Source organism: Cognatundibacterium luofuense (assembly GCF_018139685.1).
Lineage (GTDB): Bacteria > Pseudomonadota > Gammaproteobacteria > Burkholderiales > Burkholderiaceae_D > Undibacterium > Undibacterium luofuense.
Map to the genome: position 1 here is coordinate 75,529 of NZ_JAGSPN010000005.1, position 20,261 is coordinate 95,789.

The window sequence follows — 20,261 nt, forward strand, 5'->3', positions numbered from 1 at the left end:
ATAAGGGGAAATACGATGAGCAAAGATACGATCCGTCAGATTCTGAAAGACCACGGCAAATTCACCGTGGATGTTGCCACACTGTCTGATGACGCAGATTTGTACGAAGCCGGTATGACATCGCATGCCAGCGTGAATGTGATGCTGGCACTGGAAGATGCATTTGATCTGGAATTTCCTGACCGCATGCTGAAACGCAGTGTGTTTGAAAGCATCAGCGCGATTAACGCAGCGATTGAAGAACTGAAAGGCTGATATGTGCGCCGCCCTCACACTGACGGAACAGGTAAAACAGATTGCGAATGATGTCGCGGCTGTGCATGCCGATGCGGTGGACCGCGAAGCACGCTTCCCGCACGAAGCCATCGCTGCCCTGAAACAAGCCGGACTTATGAGCGCCTACGTGCCGCAATCACTGGGTGGTGCCGGCGTCAGCCTGCGCGAGCTGGTGGTGATGTGCGATACGCTGGCGCGCGCCTGCGCATCGACGGCAATGATTTTCGCGATGCACCAGATTCAGGTGATTACGATTGTCGATCACGCGCCGGACGATGCATGGTTCAGCCAATATCTGCGCGATCTGGTGCAGCATCAGTATCTGATTGCCTCGGTCACTTCTGAAGTGAATGTGGGCGGTGAAATGCGCCGCAGTCAGTGTGCAGTGGAAAGCGATGGCCAGCGTTATCACGTAGTCAAAGATGCGACCACCATTTCGTACGGCGCACAAGCCGATGATTTACTGCTGACTGCACGCCGCAATGCAGAGGCAGGCCCGAGCGATCAGGTGCTAGTGTTGTTGCGCAAAGGTGATTTCACGCTGGAACAAAAAGGTAACTGGGACACCATGGGAATGCGCGGCACCTGCAGTCCGCCATTCCTGGTCACTGCCAGCGGCGATGCAGCGCAAATCATGAAAGTGCCGTTCGGTGATATGTCGGCACGTACCGTTGTTCCGGTCTCGCATTTACTGTGGGGCGGTTGCTGGAGCGGTTGCGCATCGGCAGCGGTGAACAAAGCACGCGCTTTTGTACGCAAACAGGCACGCAGCAAACCGGGCACCGTACCGCCGACCGCTACCCGTCTGGCGGAACTGGTCAGCATGCTGCAGGGCTTGCGCAGCGCGGTGGAAGCCTGTCTGCATGAATATGAAGTCTTGTCAGCCCGTGAAGATGCGGCGACCGGCCCGCTGTCGTCGATAGGGTACTCGGTGCGGATGAATAATCTGAAAATCGATGCGACTGAAGAATTACCGCGCATCGTGCAGAAAGCCCTGTCGATCTGCGGCATTGTGGCCTATAAAAACGGTACACCGTTCAGCATGAACCGCCATGTACGCGACAGTTTGTCCGCGATGCTGATGGTGGGCAATGACCGCATTCTGGCAACCAATGCCAATCTGCTGCTGGTACTCAAAGACGACTGATAAGGAGAACAAACAATGTCTGCTGATTTTACGCCTGAAGGCTTGCACGATGATCTGGTAGCTGCCGGTCACATTATTCCTGTCGGTGTACAGGGCATTTTCGGACGCGGTCCGGTGTTTGAACAAGTGCTGCGCCAGTTTGATGATTATGTGTCGCGCGTCGCTGCGCCGGATCTGGCAACACGGATGTCGTTTCCGCCTTGCCTCGATCGCAAAGTACTGGAACGCAGTGAATATCTGGATTCTTTCCCGCAACTGGCCGGTACGATTTTCAGCTTTACCGGCAATGATGCGCAACACAAAGAATTGTCTGAGAATGTGCATGAAGGCCGTCCGTGGACTCATCTGCAAACCATGACAGCGGTTTGCCTGACACCGGCTGCCTGCTATCCGGTGTATCCGAGCTTTACCGGCACGCTGCCGGAAGGCGGTCGTCTGGTGGATATGCAGAACTGGGTATTCCGTCACGAACCATCGCCGGAACCAACCCGTATGCAATCTTTCCGCGTGCGTGAATTCGTGCGTGTCGGCACGCCGGATGTCGTGGTGGCATGGCGCGACCTGTGGTTGCAGCGTGGTCTGGAAATTCTGACCTCGCTCGGTCTGCCTGCGCGCGCCGAAGTCGCGTCCGATCCTTTCTTCGGTCGCGGCGGCCGCATGCTGGCAGCAAATCAGCGCGAACAGCAACTGAAATTTGAAATCGTGGTGCCGGTGATCTGGCAGGAAAAACCGACTGCGGTCTGTTCCTTCAATTACCACCAGGATCACTTCGGCAAACTGTTTGAAATTCAGAATCCCAACGGCGACACCGCGCACACAGCCTGCCTCGGCTTTGGTCTGGAACGCATCGTGATGGCACTGTTCCGCACCCACGGTATGCAACTGGCAGACTGGCCAGCCAGCGTACGGGAGCAACTGGGCTTATGAGCGTCGCCGCCTTTCGTCCCGCACTGGAAAACGGCTATCAGGCGCATGCGCTGCATGCGCCCGACTGCGAATGGGCGGAAACCAATTGCTATATCGATGTCTGGGTAGAGTTACTGCACAGCCTCGGACTGAATCCGCTGGCCTGTTTATCCATGGTGTTCGCCAATGATTTTGACGGCGACCAGTGGACGTTTTACAAGCCGCCACATGAAGATTTATTCACCCTGTACGGTATCGACGTACAGGAACTGAATGTCTGGCGCGGCTTGCTGCCAAACGCGCTGACACAACTGGAGCGCGGCCGTCTGGTGCTGACCGAAAGCGATGCGTTCTGGCTGCCGGATACCGCCGGTACTGATTACCGCACCAATCATGTGAAAACCACGATTGCGATTCAGGAAATCGACGTCGCAGCGCAAAAGCTCGGTTACTTCCACAACAGCAGTTATCACGTGCTGCAGGGTGAAGATTTCGTGGAAACTTTCCGCGTCGGCAAACCGCATGATCCGGCTTTCATGCCGCTGTTCGCTGAATTTGTACGCACCGACCGCAAACAGATCTTGCCGGAAACCGAACTGGCGGCACGTGCATTAACGCTGCTGCGCAAGCATGTGGCACGCCGCCCTGAGCAAAATCCGGTACAGGCGTTTGCGCCGGTATTTTTGCAGGAAGTGGATCGTTTAAAACAGGAAGGCATGGGCGCTTATCATGCGTATGCGTTCGCCAATCTGCGCCAGCTCGGTGCCGGATTTTCGCTGGGCGGCGAAATGCTGCGCTGGCTGACGGCGCAGCAACAGGGCGATTTTTCTGAAGCTGCAGCGTCATTCGCCGCCATTTCTGCCACCGCCAAAACCCTGCTGATGAAAACAGCGCGTGCCGTGATGAGTCCGCGCGTCGTCGATCTGGCAAGCCTGGTGGACGAACTGAGCACCCATTACAGCCACGGTATGGCAGCGCTGGAAGCGGAGCTGGATGCCGCTACTGTGCAGAAATAATCATGCAGGCTTTTCTCTCCCCCAGCGTTTCTGCCGTGGACAGCCAGTGGGCTATGCAGATCACCGCATCCGGGCAGTTTTCAGCCCCTTCCGCACTGAACTGGCAGGCTGCGCTGACTGCGCAGCCACCCTGCACTGCCGCCTCGGTATACCGCGCTGCGAATCAGGCTTTACCGGAACCGCTGGATCAGCATGATGTGTGGTTTCAGACCACGCTGACGCTGCCGGAGGATCTGGCCTTCCTGCATTTTGATGGTCTGGCCGGACCGGCACAGATTTTCTGGAACGATGTACAGATCGGGCAATCGGATACGATGTTCATGCGCTGCAGCCTGCCGGACAGCGTGTTCGGCGCACAGCGCAGCGGTACGCTGACCCTGTATTTTCCGGCGCTGAACAGCTTGCTGGCGCAACGCCGTCCGCGTCCGCGCTGGAAAACCCGTCTGGTCGAACAACAGCAATTGCGCTGGTTGCGCACCAGCCTGCTCGGTCGTATGCCTGGCTGGTCACCGGCCGGCGCACCGGTCGGGCCGTATCGTCCGGTCTGGTTTGAACGACGTCAGACCTGGCGCATCAGCCAGCACCGTTTGCAACCGGAACTGCATGGCAATGATGGCTATGTCCGCTTTCATGCGCACATTCAGCAAACCCAAAAACTGAAACGTGCCTTGCTGCACGTCGGCCCGCACAGCGCAGAACTCAGCATTCTGCCGCAGGATGCGCAGCGCAGCGAATTGCAGGGCGAATTATTTTTCCCCGAACCGCAGCGCTGGTGGCCGCATACGCACGGTACACCGCATCTGTACACCTGCCTGCTGGAACTCGAAGGTGAAAACCAGCATCTGATGCTACCGCTCGGTGAAACCGGTTTCCGCAGCCTGCATGCGGATCAGCAGGATGGCGGCTACACCGTGTATGTGAACGACGTCGCGGTATTCTGCCGTGGTGCCTGCTGGACTCCGGCGGACGTCACGCGCTTATATGCAGAACCGGATGTGCTGCGCCAGCATTTGGAACTGGCACGTGATGCCGGCATGAATATGCTGCGCCTGCCGGGTACGATGCAGTTTGAGCAGGATATGTTTTATCAATTGTGTAATGAGATGGGCATCATGGTATGGCAGGACATGATGTTCGCGAATATGGATTATCCGGTGGGTGATGCCGCGTTTGCGGATCTGATCACTGCTGAGGCCAGCAACTTCTTACAGCACACGCAGTCGGCGGTCTGTCTTGCCGTGATTTGCGGCAACAGCGAAGTTGAACAACAGGCGGCGATGCTTGGTCAGCCCGCAGAGAACTGGCGTAATCCTTTCTTTGCCGAATCCTTACCGGCGCTGTGCCAGCAATGGCGGCCGGATCTGCTGTATATCCCGTCCAGCCCCAGCGGCGGCGTGATGCCGTTTCAGGTCGATGCCGGTATCGCGCATTACTTTGGCGTCGGCGCCTACTTGCGCACACCGGATGATGCGCGTTTATCCGGTGTGCGTTTCACATCGGAATGTCTGGGCTTTGCGAATATGCCGGAAGACAGTCTGCTTGATCGTATGCACGGCAACGGTGACAGCCCCGGCGCGCATCCTTCCTGGAAACAGGGCGTGCCGCGCGATCACGGCACGGCATGGGATTTTGAAGATGTGCGCGATCATTATCTGACGCAAATCTATCAGACCGATGCAATGCGTCTGCGATATGCCGACCGTGAACGTTATCTGGCGCTGACGCGCCGCGTGACCGGTCAGTTAATGGAGCAAACTCTGCAAACCTGGCGCCGTGCCGGTTCTGGCTGTCACGGCGCTTTAATCTGGTTCTGGAAAGATTTGCGCGAAGGCGCAGGCTGGGGCGTGGTCGATGCACACGGGCAACCGAAAGCAGCTTACTACTATCTGAAGCGCAGCATGGCAACACAAGCGGCTTTCCTGACCGATGAAGGCTTAAACGGTCTGGCCTGCCATGTCGTGAATGACAGTGCGCAGACCATGCGCGGCACGCTGACGCTGCGTTTGCTGCGCTTACCATCCAGCACTACGGCGGAAGTCAGCCTGCCGCTGGAACTGGCACCGCACAGCCAGTGGCAGCAACGGGCAGATGCTTTGCTGCCTTACTTCATGGATACCGCTTATGCCTACCGCTTCGGGCCGGTCAGCCATCAGGTGGCTGCGCTGCACTGGCAGGCAGAAGAAGACTCTGCTCCTGCCGCCGCTGGATTTGCATTTCCCGCCGGTCATGTATTACCGGCAGAATCGCACGCCAGCGTAGCACTGCAAGTTGTTGATCAGGATGCGCAGCAGGTACAGATTCGTTTGTGCAGCGACCGCTTCCTGCAGGCTGTGCATTTGCAGGCAAACGACGGGCAGTGCAGTGACAATTATTTCCATTTATATCCGGGCGTGCCGCATACGCTGCAATTGTCCGGCGTTGCTGCGAACACCCGCTTACAACTGAGTGCGCTGAATCTGAACGGCGCGCTGAAACTGGCCTTCCCTGCGGAGGCCGCTGTATCGTGACTACCATGTTTCATCCTCCTGCTGCGCAGGCGTTCTGGCTGGGCGACAGCGCCGCGCCGATGCTCGCGCATTATCATCCTGCACAACACAACAGCAAACTCAGCCGCCGCTGCGGTGTGGTGCTGTGCGCACCGTTCGGCCATGAATATATGGTCAGTTATCTGTCGCTGCGCATGCTGGCGGCGCGCTTATCGGCTGCCGGTTTTGATGTACTGAGTTTTGATTACCAGCATACCGGCGATGCCGCTGATATCAGCACCGCACAGATTGCTGCGTGGCAGGACAATATCCGCACCGCTGCTGGCTGGCTGCGCGAACAGGCGCAGGTACAGCATTTGTGTCTGGCCGGTTTGCGCTTCGGTGCTTTGCTGGCTGCGAGTGTCAGCGATGCCTGCCGCGCTGATGCCCTATTGCTGTGCGCGCCTGTGATCAGTGGCCGTGCCTATGCCCGTGAATTGCAGGTATTGCGCAATATGGGGCTTCCGCCCGAAGTGCTGGAAACCCTCAGCGATGAAGAACTGACCGGCTATGTTTTTCCGGCAGAAACCCGCAGCGCAATGGCTGCGCTGGATCTGAAGAAAATGGCTGTACCGGCTTGTCCGGTATTACTGCTGAGCCGCGATGATATTGAAGGGCAGGAAGCCGCACTGGCAGCACAATGGCAGCAACAACATGATGCTGTCTTCTTTTCTGCGCTGCCCGGCTATCAGGCCATGATGCAGGTGGACGCACACAGCAGCGTGGTACCGCATGCAATGTGGCAGCATTGCACGGACTGGCTGAGCGGCTTGTTTCCTGAAACGCATGCAGCGATTGCTGCACCTAAGCTGCCTTCAAGCGCATCCGAAGCACAATGGCTGCAGGACGCCATGACCATCCGTGAACAGATCGTGCATTTCGATGGCATGGAAGGTGTGCTGAGTCTGCCGCAGCAACCGAATACGCAAAAACCTGCGGTGATTCTGTGCAATATCGGTGCGAATCACCGCACCGGTAATCATCGCCTGTATGTGAAGCTGGCGCGGACGCTGATACAGCAAGGCTTCACCGTGCTGCGCTTTGATAAATCCGGCATCGGTTACAGCCACGCCACTGCAGCAGGCAATCATAACGATGTGCATGCTGCCGATGGCGTCGCCGATATCCGCGCGGCAATGGATTTTCTGGAGCAGCAGGGTTATCAGGAATTTGTGCTCGGTGGTTTGTGTTCCGGCGCTTACTTCGCATACAGCACCAGTCTGGCCGACAAGCGCATTTGCGGTCTGATGCTGATGAATCAGCTGGTGTATGCCTGGAATCCGGAAGAAACCATAGAACAGCGACGCCAGACGTCGATCAAATCGTCCAGTTTTTACGTCAAAGCATTGCGAGATCCGGCCACATGGAAACGCTTATTCAGCGGCGATATCCGTTTCGGGCTGATCTTTTCCAAGCTGACCGCTCGCATCCTGAAACGGCTGGCGGCGATTGCACACAAGCTGACTGAAAACTGGTTGCCGATTTCGTTTTTACTGAGCCCGGAAGCCCGCCATCTGCGCGCATTTTGTGCGCAGGGCAGACATGTGCTGATGGTGATGGATGCGGGCGACGCCAGCGTGGATCTGATGACAGAAAAATTCGGGCGGCATGCTGCGCTGTTAAGGCGCAGCAACCGCTTTGATTTGTGGATACTGCGCGGCGCCGATCATACGTTCACGCCGCTGCATGCCCAGCAAAAAGTGATCAGCTATCTGACGAAACAACTGCAGCAGCGTTTTGGCGATTCCGCTGCATAGTCGGCAGGATATAGCGCCAGACCACCACAGTCTCGAAAATCTCCACTGCAATCAGCGCCACAATCGCTCCCGCCGCTGCCAGATACGGCAGCGTTGCGGTGGTGATACCGATCACCAGCAGCAAAGTCACCGTACCGAGGAAAAACATCGAACGGAATTCACCGCCGCTCATCAGCCACGAAGTACCAATGGTACGCGCCGAATTCACTGCGAAGTACGCACCCCACAACATGATCAGCGGGTCCAGTCCGTCGTATTTATTACCGATTACATTGCGTTCCAGCCACGGCAGCGTCAGCAGCATAAAACCGACATACATCAGCACCACGGCTTCAATACCGGCCAGTGAAAACCATGTCAGTTTCCGCAAACCCTTCCAGTCATGCGCAGCCATCAGGCGTGCTGCTTCAGGCCTTGCCACACGCACCCATGCCGCGACTGCCAGCGGAATCGGCATTAACAGCAAACGCGCCGCATTCAGATCTGCAATCGCGCTGAGCCCGAGCCAGATACCGGATAAATAAATATAGCTGTAATTCGATAACCATCCGACAATCACACCGGCCACAGCCCAGCGGCCATGCCCCTGAATTTCAGTCTGATGGTTTTGCAGAATAACGCGGTCTTCGTCGCTGATCGCAGTATCACCACCGGTCAGTTGTATCAGACGCTGTCTTCCGAACAGCGCACATAATGCAGAGCATCCGGCCAGCATGAACATAATCGGCGCCACCGCCATATCACCGGTCTGATACAGCCATGCCAGTCCGCCCAGCACTGCCACCACGTACACAATATCCTGACGCAGTACGCTGCGGATGTCAGACATAATGAAGCCGACTGTACGTCCGTATTCGCGCAAACCGTTACCGATGACATACGCGCCGAATGCAGCACCGAGCAGCAAGGCTTTATCAGCGTGATGAGTGGCTGCCGGTACAAATTCGACAATCAGAAATGCCGTCAGCCCCATCAGCACTGTCCAGAAAATCTGCTTGGCCCAGTAACGACGTAACAGGTTTTTGCGTGTGCTGACATGCACTGCGCTGGCAACGGTGGTCAGTGGTCCGGCAATCCAGGAATCGACAATCAGACCGGCCAGCAAGCCACCGGAATACAATTGTCCGTACAAGCCATACTCTTCCTTGGTAGCAAGGCGGATCAGTACCGCACCGATCAGAAAATTCAGTGCACTGAGCATGCCCTGATCAATGACCGATAATACCGAGGCAGAAAGAAATTTTTTATGAAAAGTCATGCGCTTGCGTTAACATCGTTCTATGCCCGCTGGCGGGCACTGCGCCGTACATCCTGTATGTCTGGCCGGAACAAAGATTGAATAAATTACACTTTTATGAAAATACTAAGCAACAACAACGATACAGCACTGGTCTTATTCAGTGGTGGTCAGGATTCTACTACGTGCCTTGCCTGGGCATTGTCACGTTATGCACGCGTTGAAACAATTGGTTTCGATTATGGACAAAGACATGCGATTGAGCTAACTGTCCGCCCTGCTTTACTGGAAAAAATGCGTACATTCTCGCCGGAATGGGCCGCGCGCCTCGGTGAGGATCACATGATAGACCTGTCGCTGATTTCGCAGTTATCGCACACCGCGATGACCGAGGATATCGCGATCGAAATGCAGGCTAATGGTTTGCCGAATACCTTCGTGCCGGGCCGTAATCTGATGTTCATGATGGTCGCTGCCACTCTGGCGGTGCGCCGTGGTCTGAATGTGCTGGTCGGCGGTATGTGCGAAACCGATTTTTCCGGCTATCCGGATTGCCGCGATGACACCATGAAAGCGCTGCAGGTTGCACTGAATCTGGGTATGGCAACCCGCATGAAGCTGGAAACGCCGCTGATGTGGATCGATAAATCCCAGACCTGGGAACTGGCAGAACAACTGGGCGGCGCAGCGCTGGTGGATCTGATTCGTCAGGATACGCACACCTGCTATCTGGGTGAGCGAGGCGCACTGCATGACTGGGGTCATGGCTGCGGCACTTGTCCGGCCTGTGAACTGCGCGCCCGTGGCTATCTGCAATATCGTGACCGCGTGTAAGTCTGACGTTAGCTTTCCGATTTATGCTGACAGCATGTTTTTGTGAACGGAATCCGCCATGCTTATTGCCCTGATCACTGATCTGCACGCCAATCTGGAAGCCTTACAGGCTTGTCTGGCACATGCTGCCGAACGCCGCGTCAGTCAGTTTGCGTTTCTCGGTGATCTGGTTGGCTACGGTGCAGATCCGGCTGCAGTGACCAGTCTGGTCATGGAACATGCTGCACGCGGTGCCTGGGTATTACAGGGCAATCACGATGCAGCATTGTTTCAGAGCGATACCTCCTCTATGCATCCGGCTGCACGGCAAGCGGTGGAATGGACCCGTTCACAACTGAATGCAGAACAACTGTCGTTTTTACGCAATCTGCCTTACCGCATCGAAAAAGATGATTTGCTGCTGGTGCATGCCAACGCCTGGGCGCCGGAAAAATGGGAATACATCGACGGCGTGATGGAAGCCATGCGCAGTATGCATGCCTGCAAAGCGCAGATTACCGTCTGTGGCCACGTGCATATTCCGACGCTGTACCACATGACCATGACCGGCAAAACCGGTGAATTTCTGCCAGCGCCCGAACACTCCATACCGCTGAGTAAGCAGCGCCGCTGGCTGGTGATTCCGGGTTCTGCCGGACAACCGCGCGACGGCAATCCTGCCGCTTGTTACGCCACCTTTGATACAGATACACAAGAACTAACGTTTTACCGCGTACCCTACGACTATGAAACTGCCGCCGGCAAAATTACTGCCGCCGGCTTACCCGCATCACTGGCAAAACGACTACTGACAGGGGAATAGTATGCGCGCACCGAGCCTGCAACCCGGTATGGAATTCGACGGTTACCGTCTGGAAGAAAAATTGCATACCGGTGGCATGGCTGCACTGTGGCGTGTCACCGATCTGCGCAACCGGCATGCTGGTAAACCCGGCATGGAAAACGGTGTGCCGCCGCTGATCATGAAAGTCCCGTTGCTGTTTTCCACCGATGATCCGACCGCGATCGTGGCATTTGAAGTCGAACAGATGATCATGCCGAAACTGAAAGGTCCGCATGTGCCGCGCTATTTCGGTTCCGGCGACTTCGATGCGCAACCGTATATCGTGATGGAACAGATTGCCGGTGAATCTTTACGCGCCCGCTTCGACCGCTCGCCGCTGCCGCTGGAAGAAGTGGTACAGGCCGGTATTCAGGTTGCGTATGCACTGCACGATTTACACCGCCAGCATGTGATTCATCTGGATATCAAACCCAGCAATATTATGTTCCGCGACCAGCTTGCAGTACTGATCGATTTCGGTCTCTCGCGACACGATAAGCTGCCCGATTTGCTGGATGAAGAATTCCGCCTGCCGATGGGAACCGGCCCGTATATTTCGCCGGAACAAGTGCTGGGCGTGCGCAATGAACCGCGCAGTGACTTGTTTGCGCTGGGCGTGCTGATGTATCACCTTGCCACCGGCGAGCGTCCGTTCGGACATCCGACCTCAGTCTCCGGTCTGAAAAAACGTTTATACCGTGATCCCATCCCGCCGCGCTCACACCGGCCGGATTTACCGCCGTGGTTTCAGGAAATCGTTTTGCGCTGTCTGGAAGTACAACCGTCAGACCGCTTTGATACCGCGGCACAACTGGGATTTTTACTGCAAAACCCGGATCAGATTCCGCTGACGGAACGGGCAGAAAAGCAATCGCAGGATGGCTTGTTATCGGTAATGAAACGGCGGCTGAAGGCAGCTGGTAAAGAACCGGTGCTGGGTCACAGTATTTCAGAACAGTTAGCCAAATCGCCGATGATTGTGGTGGCGCTGGATTTAACCCACGGTACTGAAGCACTGGCAGAAAGTCTGCGTTCCGTCACCCGCCGTATGCTGCAAACCGAACCCGGTGCGCGGCTGGCTTGTATCACCGTGCGCAAAACCAGCCGCATCGGCATGGATGAAAGCCTGATACAGCAAGGGGAAAACATCCACGTCAAACAACTGGTGGAACTGAAACACTGGGCGCGGCCACTGCAACTGAGTGCCGGAAAAATCACGTATCACGTGCTGGAAGCACCGGATACGGCGGGAGCGATCATCGATTACGCGCAAGCGAATGAAGTCGATCACATCATTATCGGTTCACGCGGCAGTTCTGCCATTCGCCGTTATCTGGGCAGTGTGTCCGCGCAAGTGGTGGCGGAAGCTAACTGTACTGTCACGGTTGTGAAAACACCGGATCAGAAAGCCTGATGCGGTAACTGCATCGGCGAAGAAAAAGAATACGCCACGATATTAATGCATTTATTGATATTTTATTTCGCGTTACCTTCAGCGCGAATTTTACGCGGGCGAAATTCCACCGCGGCGGCAGCATCTTCGCGGTAAACAAAACGCACCTGCCCGCGCCAGAATTCTGCGACGACCAGCATATCTGCCGATAAGGCATCGTGTTCAAAACGCGAAAACGGTTTCAGATACCGGCTGATCAGCGTGCCCTGTACTTCGCCCTGCAAGTCTTCCAGCGCATCACGGATTTTATCCGGCTCGGTGGACTGCGCCTGCTGCACTGCTGCGCGCAGTATCTGCAATGCATCATAGGTTTGTGCGGCGACTGCCGCCGCCGGAACCGAACGGCCGCCGTTACTTTGCTGATATGCCTGTGTGAATTGTTTGCTGCGCGCGGAATCGTGTTCCAGATAACTGAGCGGCATCCGCACACCTTCCGCACTGTCACGCGCAATACCGGTAAAACTGCGCGATGCCAGCGCTGCGCTGCCTGCCATCGGCAACACAAAGCGGCTGCGCTGCAACTGATCTGCCACCAGTGCAGCAGTTGCCGGTTTGCCATACACCAGCACCATACGGGCACCGGCGGCGTGAATCTGGCGCAGCAGCGCAGAACCATCGTGCGGCCCCTGCCCCAGTGACACCGTAACCGCAGGCTGCACATGGCGCCGCGTCATTTCCGTCAGCAGACTTTCTTTGCCTGCGAGTCCTTCCGGGCTCTGGTCATGCAACAGAGCAATCGTGCTGATTTTGCGTTTATCCAGAATGTCATGCAGCAAGGCTTCCTGCTGCACACTGTCGCCGGGTGCGACACGGAAAATAAAACTGTCCGGCATGGCTGGCGGCATCCACGATTGCAGCAGCACATTGCCACTGGCGGCGGTCAACAACAAAGGGACGCGCGCTTCCTGACATACCGGCGCAGCCTGCATCGCACTGGCTGTATCGGATAAACCAAGCACGGCAACGACTTTGTCTTTTTCGATCAGTTCACGGGTCAGTACCGAGGTTTGTCCGGCATTTGACTGATCATCTTTTTCCACCAGCTCTACCTGACGACCGAGAAAGCCGCCCTGACGGTTGATCTCCAGCACGAAGGTGCGCGCCGCGCCGCGTATGCTTTCACCGGTGGCGGTATCCGGTCTGCCGCTCAGCGATGCAATCAGGCCAATGCGCACCTTGCCTTCCTGCGCTGCAGCAAGCGGACTCAGGGTCATTGCGGCCAGCACACAAGGCAGCACCGTCAGCAACTGACGTCGGGAACGAAGCGGTCGGATGTTCATGGAATGAGGGCAAAGTGACAGCAAAACAATGCAAGATTACCATGCGATGCGGGATCAGGTCATAACAGGGATTGTGATGCCGCAAACTTTGACGCCGGCAGCATGCAGGACAGCCGGCTCCGGTGAGGCTGCTGCAGTCTGGAGCGGATACAAGCAGCCTGAATTGTGCAGCTATCGTCATTGACGATTTGTGGAGGCCCGGACTTTCTGCCGACAACCGCCGGATCGCTGTGCTCAACACCGCATTTCAGGCATTTTTGCGGCTGGCAGGCTCTTTCCAGCGACTTTTACCGGCAGTAAAACAAAAGGCTGCCCGATGGCAGCCTTTATCTGAGGCAACAGAAACCGAGAATCAGTACACGCGCTGACCGCTTTTCCAGACACCGAGTACCACCGGAATCCCGTCGTGCACCCGCACGCGCAGGAAGTCGGCACGCAGGCCAGTAGCGATTTGCCCGCGGTCGTCGAGTGCAATCGCGGCTGCCGGTGTTGCACTGACGGTGGCAATCGCTTCCGGCAGCGAATAACCGTACTGTTGCAGCATGAATGCCGCCTGCAGCAGACTGGATGGCACGTAGTCGGATGAGAACATATCCAGCAAACCTTCGCGCGCCAGTTCTGCCGCCGACACATTGCCGGAATGCGAACCGCCGCGCACACAGTTCGGCGCGCCCATAACCACTGCCAGTCCGTGTTCACGGGCGGCACGGGCAGCAGCCAGCGTGGTTGGAAATTCACTGATACAAACGCCGTCCGCCACGCCTTCCAGCACATGCTCCGGCGTGGTGTCGTCATGGCTGGCCAGCGGCAGATTGCGGCCGCTGCGGCCACACATGGCGACCACCAGACGACGGTTTTCCGCCACATGACGCTGCTGCCGTTCCGCCAGCACTGCCAGCATCTGATCGACTTTTTCGTGGCTCCAGCCACGCTTGCCGGTGACATAGGTACGGTAATGACCGAGATCGCTCCACTGACGCTGACCCGGTGTGTGGTCCATCAGCGACACCAGCGCCAGCCGTTCATCCAGCATAAATGGTGCGAGTAAGCCGGGCAGGTCAGGCTCAGCAAGTTCGAGGCGTAAATGCAGTAAGTGTTCGGCGCGCAGCAAACCGGCGGCAGCAGCGCTGGCCAGCCCCTGCGCACAGGGTTGCAGCGACTGGTTGCGCAGACTATCGGGATCGATGTCGCCAACTGCTAAGGCGTCGAGCACGGTGGTGATACCGGCGGCAATCACTTGCGCGTCATGGGCGATGATGGCGGGCAGCACAGGCCAGTTGACCTTGGGGCGCGGCATCAGGTGTTTTTCCAGATTGTCAGTATGGATTTCGACCAGACCGGGGATCAGATAGTCGCCTTCCCAGTCTTCGCCCGTGGTTCCGCTGTTGCCGGTATCCACGCTGCTGATGCGGCCGTGGCTGGTGCTGAGTGAACCGCTGAGAACCTGGTTATGCAGAACCAGTCTGGCATTACGAATAAAAACAGGAGCAGATAAATTCTTCACAGCAACAATCCAGACATTTCCGGTGATTCACAACCTTATCATGATTTGCGGCAACACAGCATCCGCAATCGGGAAAAAGGCACAATACGAACAAATTGTAACATTTTAATAATTGGCAAAAATGTATTCTAGGAGATCACCCTCCGGTTTGCATAGAGCAAGCACAAAATTTTTTCTGACTGAAACCTGATTTTTCGATGCAATCTTCTCCCTCAGGCTTGTTACATTAAATGATATTCGCATAAAGACACGGACACGGATGCAACATTCCGGCCATGTTTGCTGCGATATCAGGGCTGGCTGCGGTAATGCCTTGCCCGGGTCTGAAGAAAACTGCATCATCAAATCACCCTGCTTACCATTTGATACGGACCACTGACCCATGAAACATCTGACGAGTGCCCTCACAGTAATTGGCCTGCTGGCTTGCGGACATGCAGCCGCGGAAGACACGCTGGCAAAAATCCGCCGCACCGAAACCTTGCAGATCGGTGTGCGCGAAACGCCGCCGTTTGCCTTCACCGATGCGAACAAACAAGCCAGTGGTTACGCGGTGGAGTTATGCCAGCGCATTGCAGACGGTATCCGCAAAGAGCTGAAACTGCCGGGCATGAAAATTCAGTATGTGCCGATTGATTCCGTGACACGTTTCAGTGCGCTGGTGGAAAACAAAATCGATCTGGAATGCGGCAGCACGACCAACAATGCAGAGCGTCGCCAGAAATACGGTTTCACGATTCCGCATTTCTTCTCATCCGTGAAAGCGCTGGTGCGTACCGACAGCGGCATCCGCAGCTGGGGACAAATGCGTGAAAAAACTGTGGTCACCACACGCGGCACGACTACTGTGCAATTGCTGAATTCGAAAAACGATATCAGCGCGCTGCGCATGAAACTGACAGAAAGCGCCAGCGATCAGGAATCTTTCCGCATGGTGGAAGAGAAAAAAGCCGATGTGTTTCCGATGGATGATGTGCTGCTGTACAGCCTGAAAGCGGAAAGCAAAAATCCGGCGGATTTCCAGATCATCGGCGAACCTTTATCGGTGGAACCGTATTCCATCATGTTCCGCAAAGGTGACCCTGCGTTCAAAAAAATCGTCGATGCAGAAATGCTGAAGCTGGTGCACGACGGCGACATTTATAAAATTTATGACCGCTGGTTTATGAAACCGATCCCGCCGAAAAATGCGAATCTGAAAATGCCGATGAGCTTTTTGCTGCGTGATTCGCTGCGTTTCCCCAGCGACCAGTTAGGAGATTAATTCTTGAGCATGCGTTACGCCCTGTATTTTGCGCCGGAGCCACACAGTCTGTGGTGGGATGCCGGTTGCCGCTGGCTGGGGCGTGACCCGCTGACGACGACAGAACTGCCGCAGGTACGTTTGCCGGATGTGCATCCGCGCGTCCTGCACACCTTAACCCGCGATGCCCGCCGTTACGGTTTTCATGCAACGCTGAAAGCACCGTTCCGGCTGGCTGAAGGGCACAGCCTGAGCACGCTGGAAAACCTGTTGCAGCAGTTCACCGCGCAGCGCGCAGCGGTCACCCTGCCGTCACCGCGCGTCAGTCTGCTGCGTCAGTTTCTCGCGATACTGCCGGGCGAACCGCAGGATGAAATCAACCGGCTGGCGATGGATTGCGTGCGTGAATTCGATCATTTGCGCGCACCGCTGACACTGGACGAGCTGGCACGCCGCCAGCGCCAGCAACTCAGTGCGCGCCAGTTGCGATTGTTATCGCACTGGGGTTATCCGTACACCGAAGAAGAGTATCAGTTTCATATGACGCTCAGCGACAGTCTGCACAATACCGATTCTGCCGATGCCATCGTCGCAGCGGCGCAGCGCTTCTTTGCGATCAGCGAACCGCTGGTGATACGCAGTATCGCGCTGTTCACCGAAGCCGAACCGGGCGCTGATTTCATGCTGCACCGTCATTTCCGTTTCGGTGGCTGAACCCGTCGCAGGCTGTGCGACAATGCCAGCCTGTTTCCTTTTGCTGAACCTGCATGATGTCTGTCCTGCCTGCCTCTTCTGCTGACCAGCCTGATCTGGTCCTGATCCCCGGTTTCATGTGTGATCAACGCCTGTGGCAATGCGCGCTGCCTGCATTGCAAAGCATGGGGCGTGTGCATTGCATGCCCGCGCATCAGCATGACAGTATCGAAGCCTGCGCCGCTGCTGTGGCTGAACAAATACCGGATAACGCGGTGGTGATTGGTTTTTCGCTGGGCGGCTATGTAGCGCGTCATCTGGCAGCGCGCTGGCCGCATAAAGTGCAGCGGCTGTTTTTACTGAACTCCTCGGCGCGTGCCACTACCGGTGAAGAAGTCGCCCGCGCACAGCAACAACTGAAAGCGCTGGAAGTGTATCCGTATCGCGGCCAGACCCGCACCGCCCTGCTGCGCGCACTGCATCCGCAGCGACCCGAACCGCGCTGGATTGATTGCATGCTGGCGATGTCGGTCGATCTCGGTATCGCTACTTTCCGTCAGCAAATGGCGATAGTGCGGGCTGATGGTCATGCCGAACTGGCGGCGCTGCAGTGTCCGGTGCACATCATTGCCAGTGCTGATGATCAGATGCGCACGATGCAGGAAGCCGAACGCATGGCTGCCGCTGCCCGTGGCAGCACGCTGGACATGCTCTCGGATTGCGGCCATATGTCCGTCTTCGAGCAACCGGAACATGTCATCCGTTTGCTGCAATACCACCTGACAACACTGCCTGCAGGCAAGTTTTAAGCACTCAGAATACCCCCGGGGGTATTTTAAAAGCCCCTTATTTCATGCCGACAACAAGGCGATTTTCGCCTATACCCCCCTGTTTTTCCAAAAAACAGCCGATATCAGCAATGTTGTAAAAAATTTACGAAATGTAGACACTTTGATATTGAATTGTAGTTATCAATAGTTCAATATTATGCGTGTTGCATTTTTTATATTTTTCCGGAGCAAACACCATGCGCTACCTTGCTTTTGTTCTGACCATCATTTTTCTGATCTGGTTTGCCCATCGTCTGTTCAGTGTCCGCCCTGCTGCTAAATCGGCGCAGGAACCACAAGGCCCGTGGCCGTTTTATGCACGCCATCCGCTGAATGCTGCGGAACAGGTGCTGTATCACCGCCTGAGCATGGCGCTGCCCGAATACATCATCCTCGCGCAAGTACCGCTGACCCGCGTCATGGGTGTCAGCAAAGGACACAGCTTTTTTGAATGGCAGCCGCGCATCCGCGAACTGCAACTGGATTTTCTGATCTGCCGTAAAGACTTTTCGGTGGTCGCTGCCGTTGAGCTGGATGAAGACAGTCAGCAGGGTCTGGTGCATCAGGCAGTGAATGAGCGCATTACCCGCGTCTGCCGTGATGCAGAGCTGCGTTTAATCCGCTGGCATACCCGCCTGATGCCGGATGAACTGGCGATACGGGCTGCGTTCAGCGAGCCGGTATTGTCCCGCCCCGCTGACCCGCATGTGCTGGATCAGGAATTTGAAGATATGGTGGCAAAGGCGCAGTAAGCGCCTGGCCATGTCGCAGTAAGGCCGGAAAAACCAGCCTCAGCGCAGTAAACCCTCGACCGCATCAATCACCATGCGGGTAGCGGTCGCGATGATCAGTACATCACCGGCAATCGTGACATAGCGATGCCCGGCCGGCAGCGGCGCCAGACGTCGATAAATATCCGGTGGTAATTCGCTGTAACGCAGATCGCCCGGCAGCGCCTGACCGCGCTGCCATTTTTTCAGCTGTCCCGGCGGCATACACTGGGCATTCTTTTTCGCAAGCCCCGGCGGACAATGACCGGCACGTTGCTGCGACTGATAGTAATCGCTGAGAATCTGACGGTCGTGGCTGCTGAAGCTCAGGCTGATATTCAGTTGCGCGTCGCCGCCACGGTAATTCTGCCGCCCTGCATCCTGCTGCTGCGTCTGCTCGCCTTTGCCACGGCCATGTTTACCGGCCCATTCCGGTTTATCGGCCAGCGCACTCTGGCTCAGCAAACCTGCCAGACTCAGTGCGGCAATGATGATGTTTCTCTGCATTTTCATCACAATCTCCCCCATCGGTATATCTCTGCGATCATAAAGGACAGCGCAAAACTGCAGTCTCACCACCAGACCGGCGGATGGCTGCCGGCAGGCATCGCAGGCAAGTCTGTGTGCGGCGGACAAGCCGGCATGGATTCTGCGGGACGCAGCGTCGTCAGCTGACCGAAGCCGGAATCCTCTTGCTGCAGCCAGCCCGCGCTTTCCGCTTCGCTCAGTTCATGACCGGTAATATGCGCAGAAACGCCAAGCCGCGTCAGATAAGCGCCGGTTTGTGCCAGCGATACCTGTATCTGCCAGTTGCCGCCCTCTTCCGCACGGCGCTGCAGCGCACGCATGACGGCAAACGCCGCCAGATAACCAGTTGCATGATCGAGCGCCTGACAAGGCAGTTTGCCCGGCATTTGCAAAGGATCGCCACTGCCTTCGGTGCAGGCAATGCCGGTTGCCGACTGCACCAGACTGTCGTAACCACGCCGTGTTGCCCACGGGCCTTGTTGTCCGTAGGCACTCAGGCTTAACTGAATCAAGCCCGGATAACGCTCTGCCAGCACTTGTTCCGATAAGCCAAACGCCGCCAGCGCACCGGGGCGATACGCTTGTATCAGCACATCCGCCTGTGAGAGTAAGTGATGGAATTGCGCCAGTTGCGCAGCATCACGTAAATCCAGCTGTGTATTGCGTTTACCGCGACCAGTATCCATCACCAGCGCCGGAATATTCGGCAAATGTGCGGCACCGACTGCCAGTACATCGGCTCCGTGCTGTGCCAGTGTACGCGCCGCTACCGGTGCAGCAATCACCCGCGACAAATCCAGCACGCGCACGCCCTGCAAAGGCCGTGCAGCAGCTGTCCACGGACGTGGTGGCGCATCACCGCTGCGCTGCATATGAAATAAAGGCTGGGCTGCAATCGCCGCTGCCTGCGGATGCGATTGCCATTCAGCAGGTGTACGGATCAGCGATGCGCATAAACCGCGTTCAGATAAGGCTTCGGTCAGATCAGATGCGGTATGTTCACGGATCGCGGCAGCGACCGCATCGCGGCTGTCTGCGCAGCCCAGATACTGCAGTACGCCCTTTAAATGATGAGGAAAATTAGTATGCAGTTGCAGCCAGCGCTGATCTGCTGCCTGATAGTAGCCGGATACCGGACTCCAGGGTTCCGGTGGCATGCCACCGTTCAGGCGCAGATAACGTTCACTGCGAAACACCGCCAGTGCATGGCGCTGATTCACTGACACGGTTTGCTGAGCTCCGCCGCGTGCTGCAAAAATCTGTTGTGCTGCCAGCGCCTGCGCTGCAATGCTGGCAGAAGCCAGCGCACCCACCTGATAACGCGACGGCAGTTGCTCTGCATCACCGGTCAAATGAAAAGCCGGCAAACTGGCTGCTTCTGCACCACTGAGTTGCCACCAGTCCTGTACGATTTGATACGCTGTCAGTGTCATGGTCAA

General features: G+C 56.4%; 18 protein-coding genes. 13 read left to right on the forward strand and 5 right to left on the reverse strand.

The genetic code is table 11. The features are described 5' to 3' along the window. Window positions 1-15: 15 nt before the first annotated feature. From KDM89_RS08490 to KDM89_RS08515, 6 genes are read left to right on the forward strand one after another with little or no spacing between them, the layout of a single operon-like run. Window positions 16-255: an acyl carrier protein gene (locus tag KDM89_RS08490; protein WP_189356415.1), complete on the forward strand. Its 240-nt coding sequence runs from the start codon at window positions 16-18 to the stop codon at window positions 253-255. Between the two features lies 1 nt (window position 256). Then, the gene (locus KDM89_RS08495) at window positions 257-1,423 is read left to right on the forward strand and encodes an acyl-CoA dehydrogenase family protein (RefSeq protein ID WP_212687521.1); all 1,167 of its coding nucleotides are present in this window, start codon (window positions 257-259) and stop codon (window positions 1,421-1,423) included. A 15-nt stretch (window positions 1,424-1,438) separates the two neighbouring features. Continuing rightward, window positions 1,439-2,350 (forward strand): amino acid--[acyl-carrier-protein] ligase, encoded by a 912-nt coding sequence (locus KDM89_RS08500; protein ID WP_189356417.1) that lies wholly within the window; start codon window positions 1,439-1,441, stop codon window positions 2,348-2,350. Next, on the forward strand, window positions 2,347-3,345 hold the full coding sequence (locus tag KDM89_RS08505) for a DUF1839 family protein (RefSeq protein ID WP_212687522.1): 999 nt from the start codon (window positions 2,347-2,349) through the stop codon (window positions 3,343-3,345). The genes KDM89_RS08500 and KDM89_RS08505 overlap by 4 nt, the downstream gene beginning before the upstream one ends. A gap of 2 nt (window positions 3,346-3,347) precedes the next feature. After that, window positions 3,348-5,852: a glycosyl hydrolase 2 galactose-binding domain-containing protein gene (locus KDM89_RS08510; RefSeq protein WP_212687523.1), complete on the forward strand. Its 2,505-nt coding sequence runs from the start codon at window positions 3,348-3,350 to the stop codon at window positions 5,850-5,852. Window positions 5,853-5,857: 5 nt separating this feature from the next. Continuing rightward, window positions 5,858-7,627, forward strand: a complete 1,770-nt coding sequence (locus KDM89_RS08515) for a serine aminopeptidase domain-containing protein (protein WP_230427767.1) — start codon at window positions 5,858-5,860, stop codon at window positions 7,625-7,627. Here the strand turns inward: KDM89_RS08515 and KDM89_RS08520 are convergent. Then, a complete protein-coding gene (locus KDM89_RS08520; RefSeq protein ID WP_212687525.1) occupies window positions 7,575-8,885 on the reverse strand; it encodes a lipopolysaccharide biosynthesis protein in 1,311 nt (436 codons plus the stop codon). The genes KDM89_RS08515 and KDM89_RS08520 overlap by 53 nt on opposite strands. Window positions 8,886-8,981: 96 nt before the next feature. Between KDM89_RS08520 and queC the strand changes: the two genes are divergently transcribed. From queC to KDM89_RS08535, 3 genes are read left to right on the forward strand one after another with little or no spacing between them, the layout of a single operon-like run. Next, window positions 8,982-9,698, forward strand: a complete 717-nt coding sequence (gene queC, locus KDM89_RS08525) for a 7-cyano-7-deazaguanine synthase QueC (protein WP_212687526.1) — start codon at window positions 8,982-8,984, stop codon at window positions 9,696-9,698. Window positions 9,699-9,756: 58 nt separating this feature from the next. Then, entirely contained in the window at window positions 9,757-10,500 is a 744-nt protein-coding gene (locus KDM89_RS08530) for a metallophosphoesterase family protein (RefSeq protein WP_212687527.1), read from the forward strand. A 1-nt stretch (window position 10,501) separates the two neighbouring features. Beyond that, a complete protein-coding gene (locus KDM89_RS08535; protein WP_212687528.1) occupies window positions 10,502-11,935 on the forward strand; it encodes a bifunctional serine/threonine-protein kinase/universal stress protein in 1,434 nt (477 codons plus the stop codon). Between the two features lie 62 nt (window positions 11,936-11,997). On the opposite strand, the gene KDM89_RS08540 is transcribed toward KDM89_RS08535, so the two are convergent. Then, the gene (locus KDM89_RS08540; RefSeq protein ID WP_212687529.1) at window positions 11,998-13,254 is read right to left on the reverse strand and encodes an ABC transporter substrate-binding protein; all 1,257 of its coding nucleotides are present in this window, start codon (window positions 13,252-13,254) and stop codon (window positions 11,998-12,000) included. 352 nt (window positions 13,255-13,606) lie between these two features. After that, window positions 13,607-14,758 (reverse strand): alpha-D-ribose 1-methylphosphonate 5-triphosphate diphosphatase, encoded by a 1,152-nt coding sequence (locus tag KDM89_RS08545; protein ID WP_212687530.1) that lies wholly within the window; start codon window positions 14,756-14,758, stop codon window positions 13,607-13,609. 382 nt (window positions 14,759-15,140) lie between these two features. Here KDM89_RS08545 and KDM89_RS08550 point away from each other — a divergent pair, with 382 nt between their 5' ends. From KDM89_RS08550 to KDM89_RS08565, 4 genes are all read left to right on the forward strand, one after another. Beyond that, the gene (locus KDM89_RS08550) at window positions 15,141-16,022 is read left to right on the forward strand and encodes an amino acid ABC transporter substrate-binding protein (protein ID WP_212687531.1); all 882 of its coding nucleotides are present in this window, start codon (window positions 15,141-15,143) and stop codon (window positions 16,020-16,022) included. 9 nt (window positions 16,023-16,031) lie between these two features. Further along, complete coding sequence (locus KDM89_RS08555) at window positions 16,032-16,715, forward strand: DUF1045 domain-containing protein (RefSeq protein WP_212687532.1); 684 nt, start codon at window positions 16,032-16,034, stop codon at window positions 16,713-16,715. Window positions 16,716-16,768: 53 nt separating this feature from the next. Beyond that, window positions 16,769-17,503, forward strand: a complete 735-nt coding sequence (locus tag KDM89_RS08560; RefSeq protein WP_212687533.1) for an alpha/beta fold hydrolase — start codon at window positions 16,769-16,771, stop codon at window positions 17,501-17,503. A gap of 218 nt (window positions 17,504-17,721) precedes the next feature. Beyond that, complete coding sequence (locus tag KDM89_RS08565; protein ID WP_212687534.1) at window positions 17,722-18,276, forward strand: DUF2726 domain-containing protein; 555 nt, start codon at window positions 17,722-17,724, stop codon at window positions 18,274-18,276. Window positions 18,277-18,315: 39 nt separating this feature from the next. Here the strand turns inward: KDM89_RS08565 and KDM89_RS08570 are convergent, their stop codons facing one another. Both KDM89_RS08570 and KDM89_RS08575 read right to left on the reverse strand, forming a co-directional pair. Next, a complete protein-coding gene (locus KDM89_RS08570) occupies window positions 18,316-18,807 on the reverse strand; it encodes a hypothetical protein (protein WP_230427755.1) in 492 nt (163 codons plus the stop codon). A gap of 59 nt (window positions 18,808-18,866) precedes the next feature. Further along, window positions 18,867-20,255 carry a CoA transferase gene (locus KDM89_RS08575; protein WP_212687536.1) on the reverse strand — a complete coding sequence of 463 codons (1,389 nt, stop codon included), beginning with the start codon at window positions 20,253-20,255 and terminating at the stop codon, window positions 18,867-18,869. Window positions 20,256-20,261 lie beyond the last annotated feature (6 nt).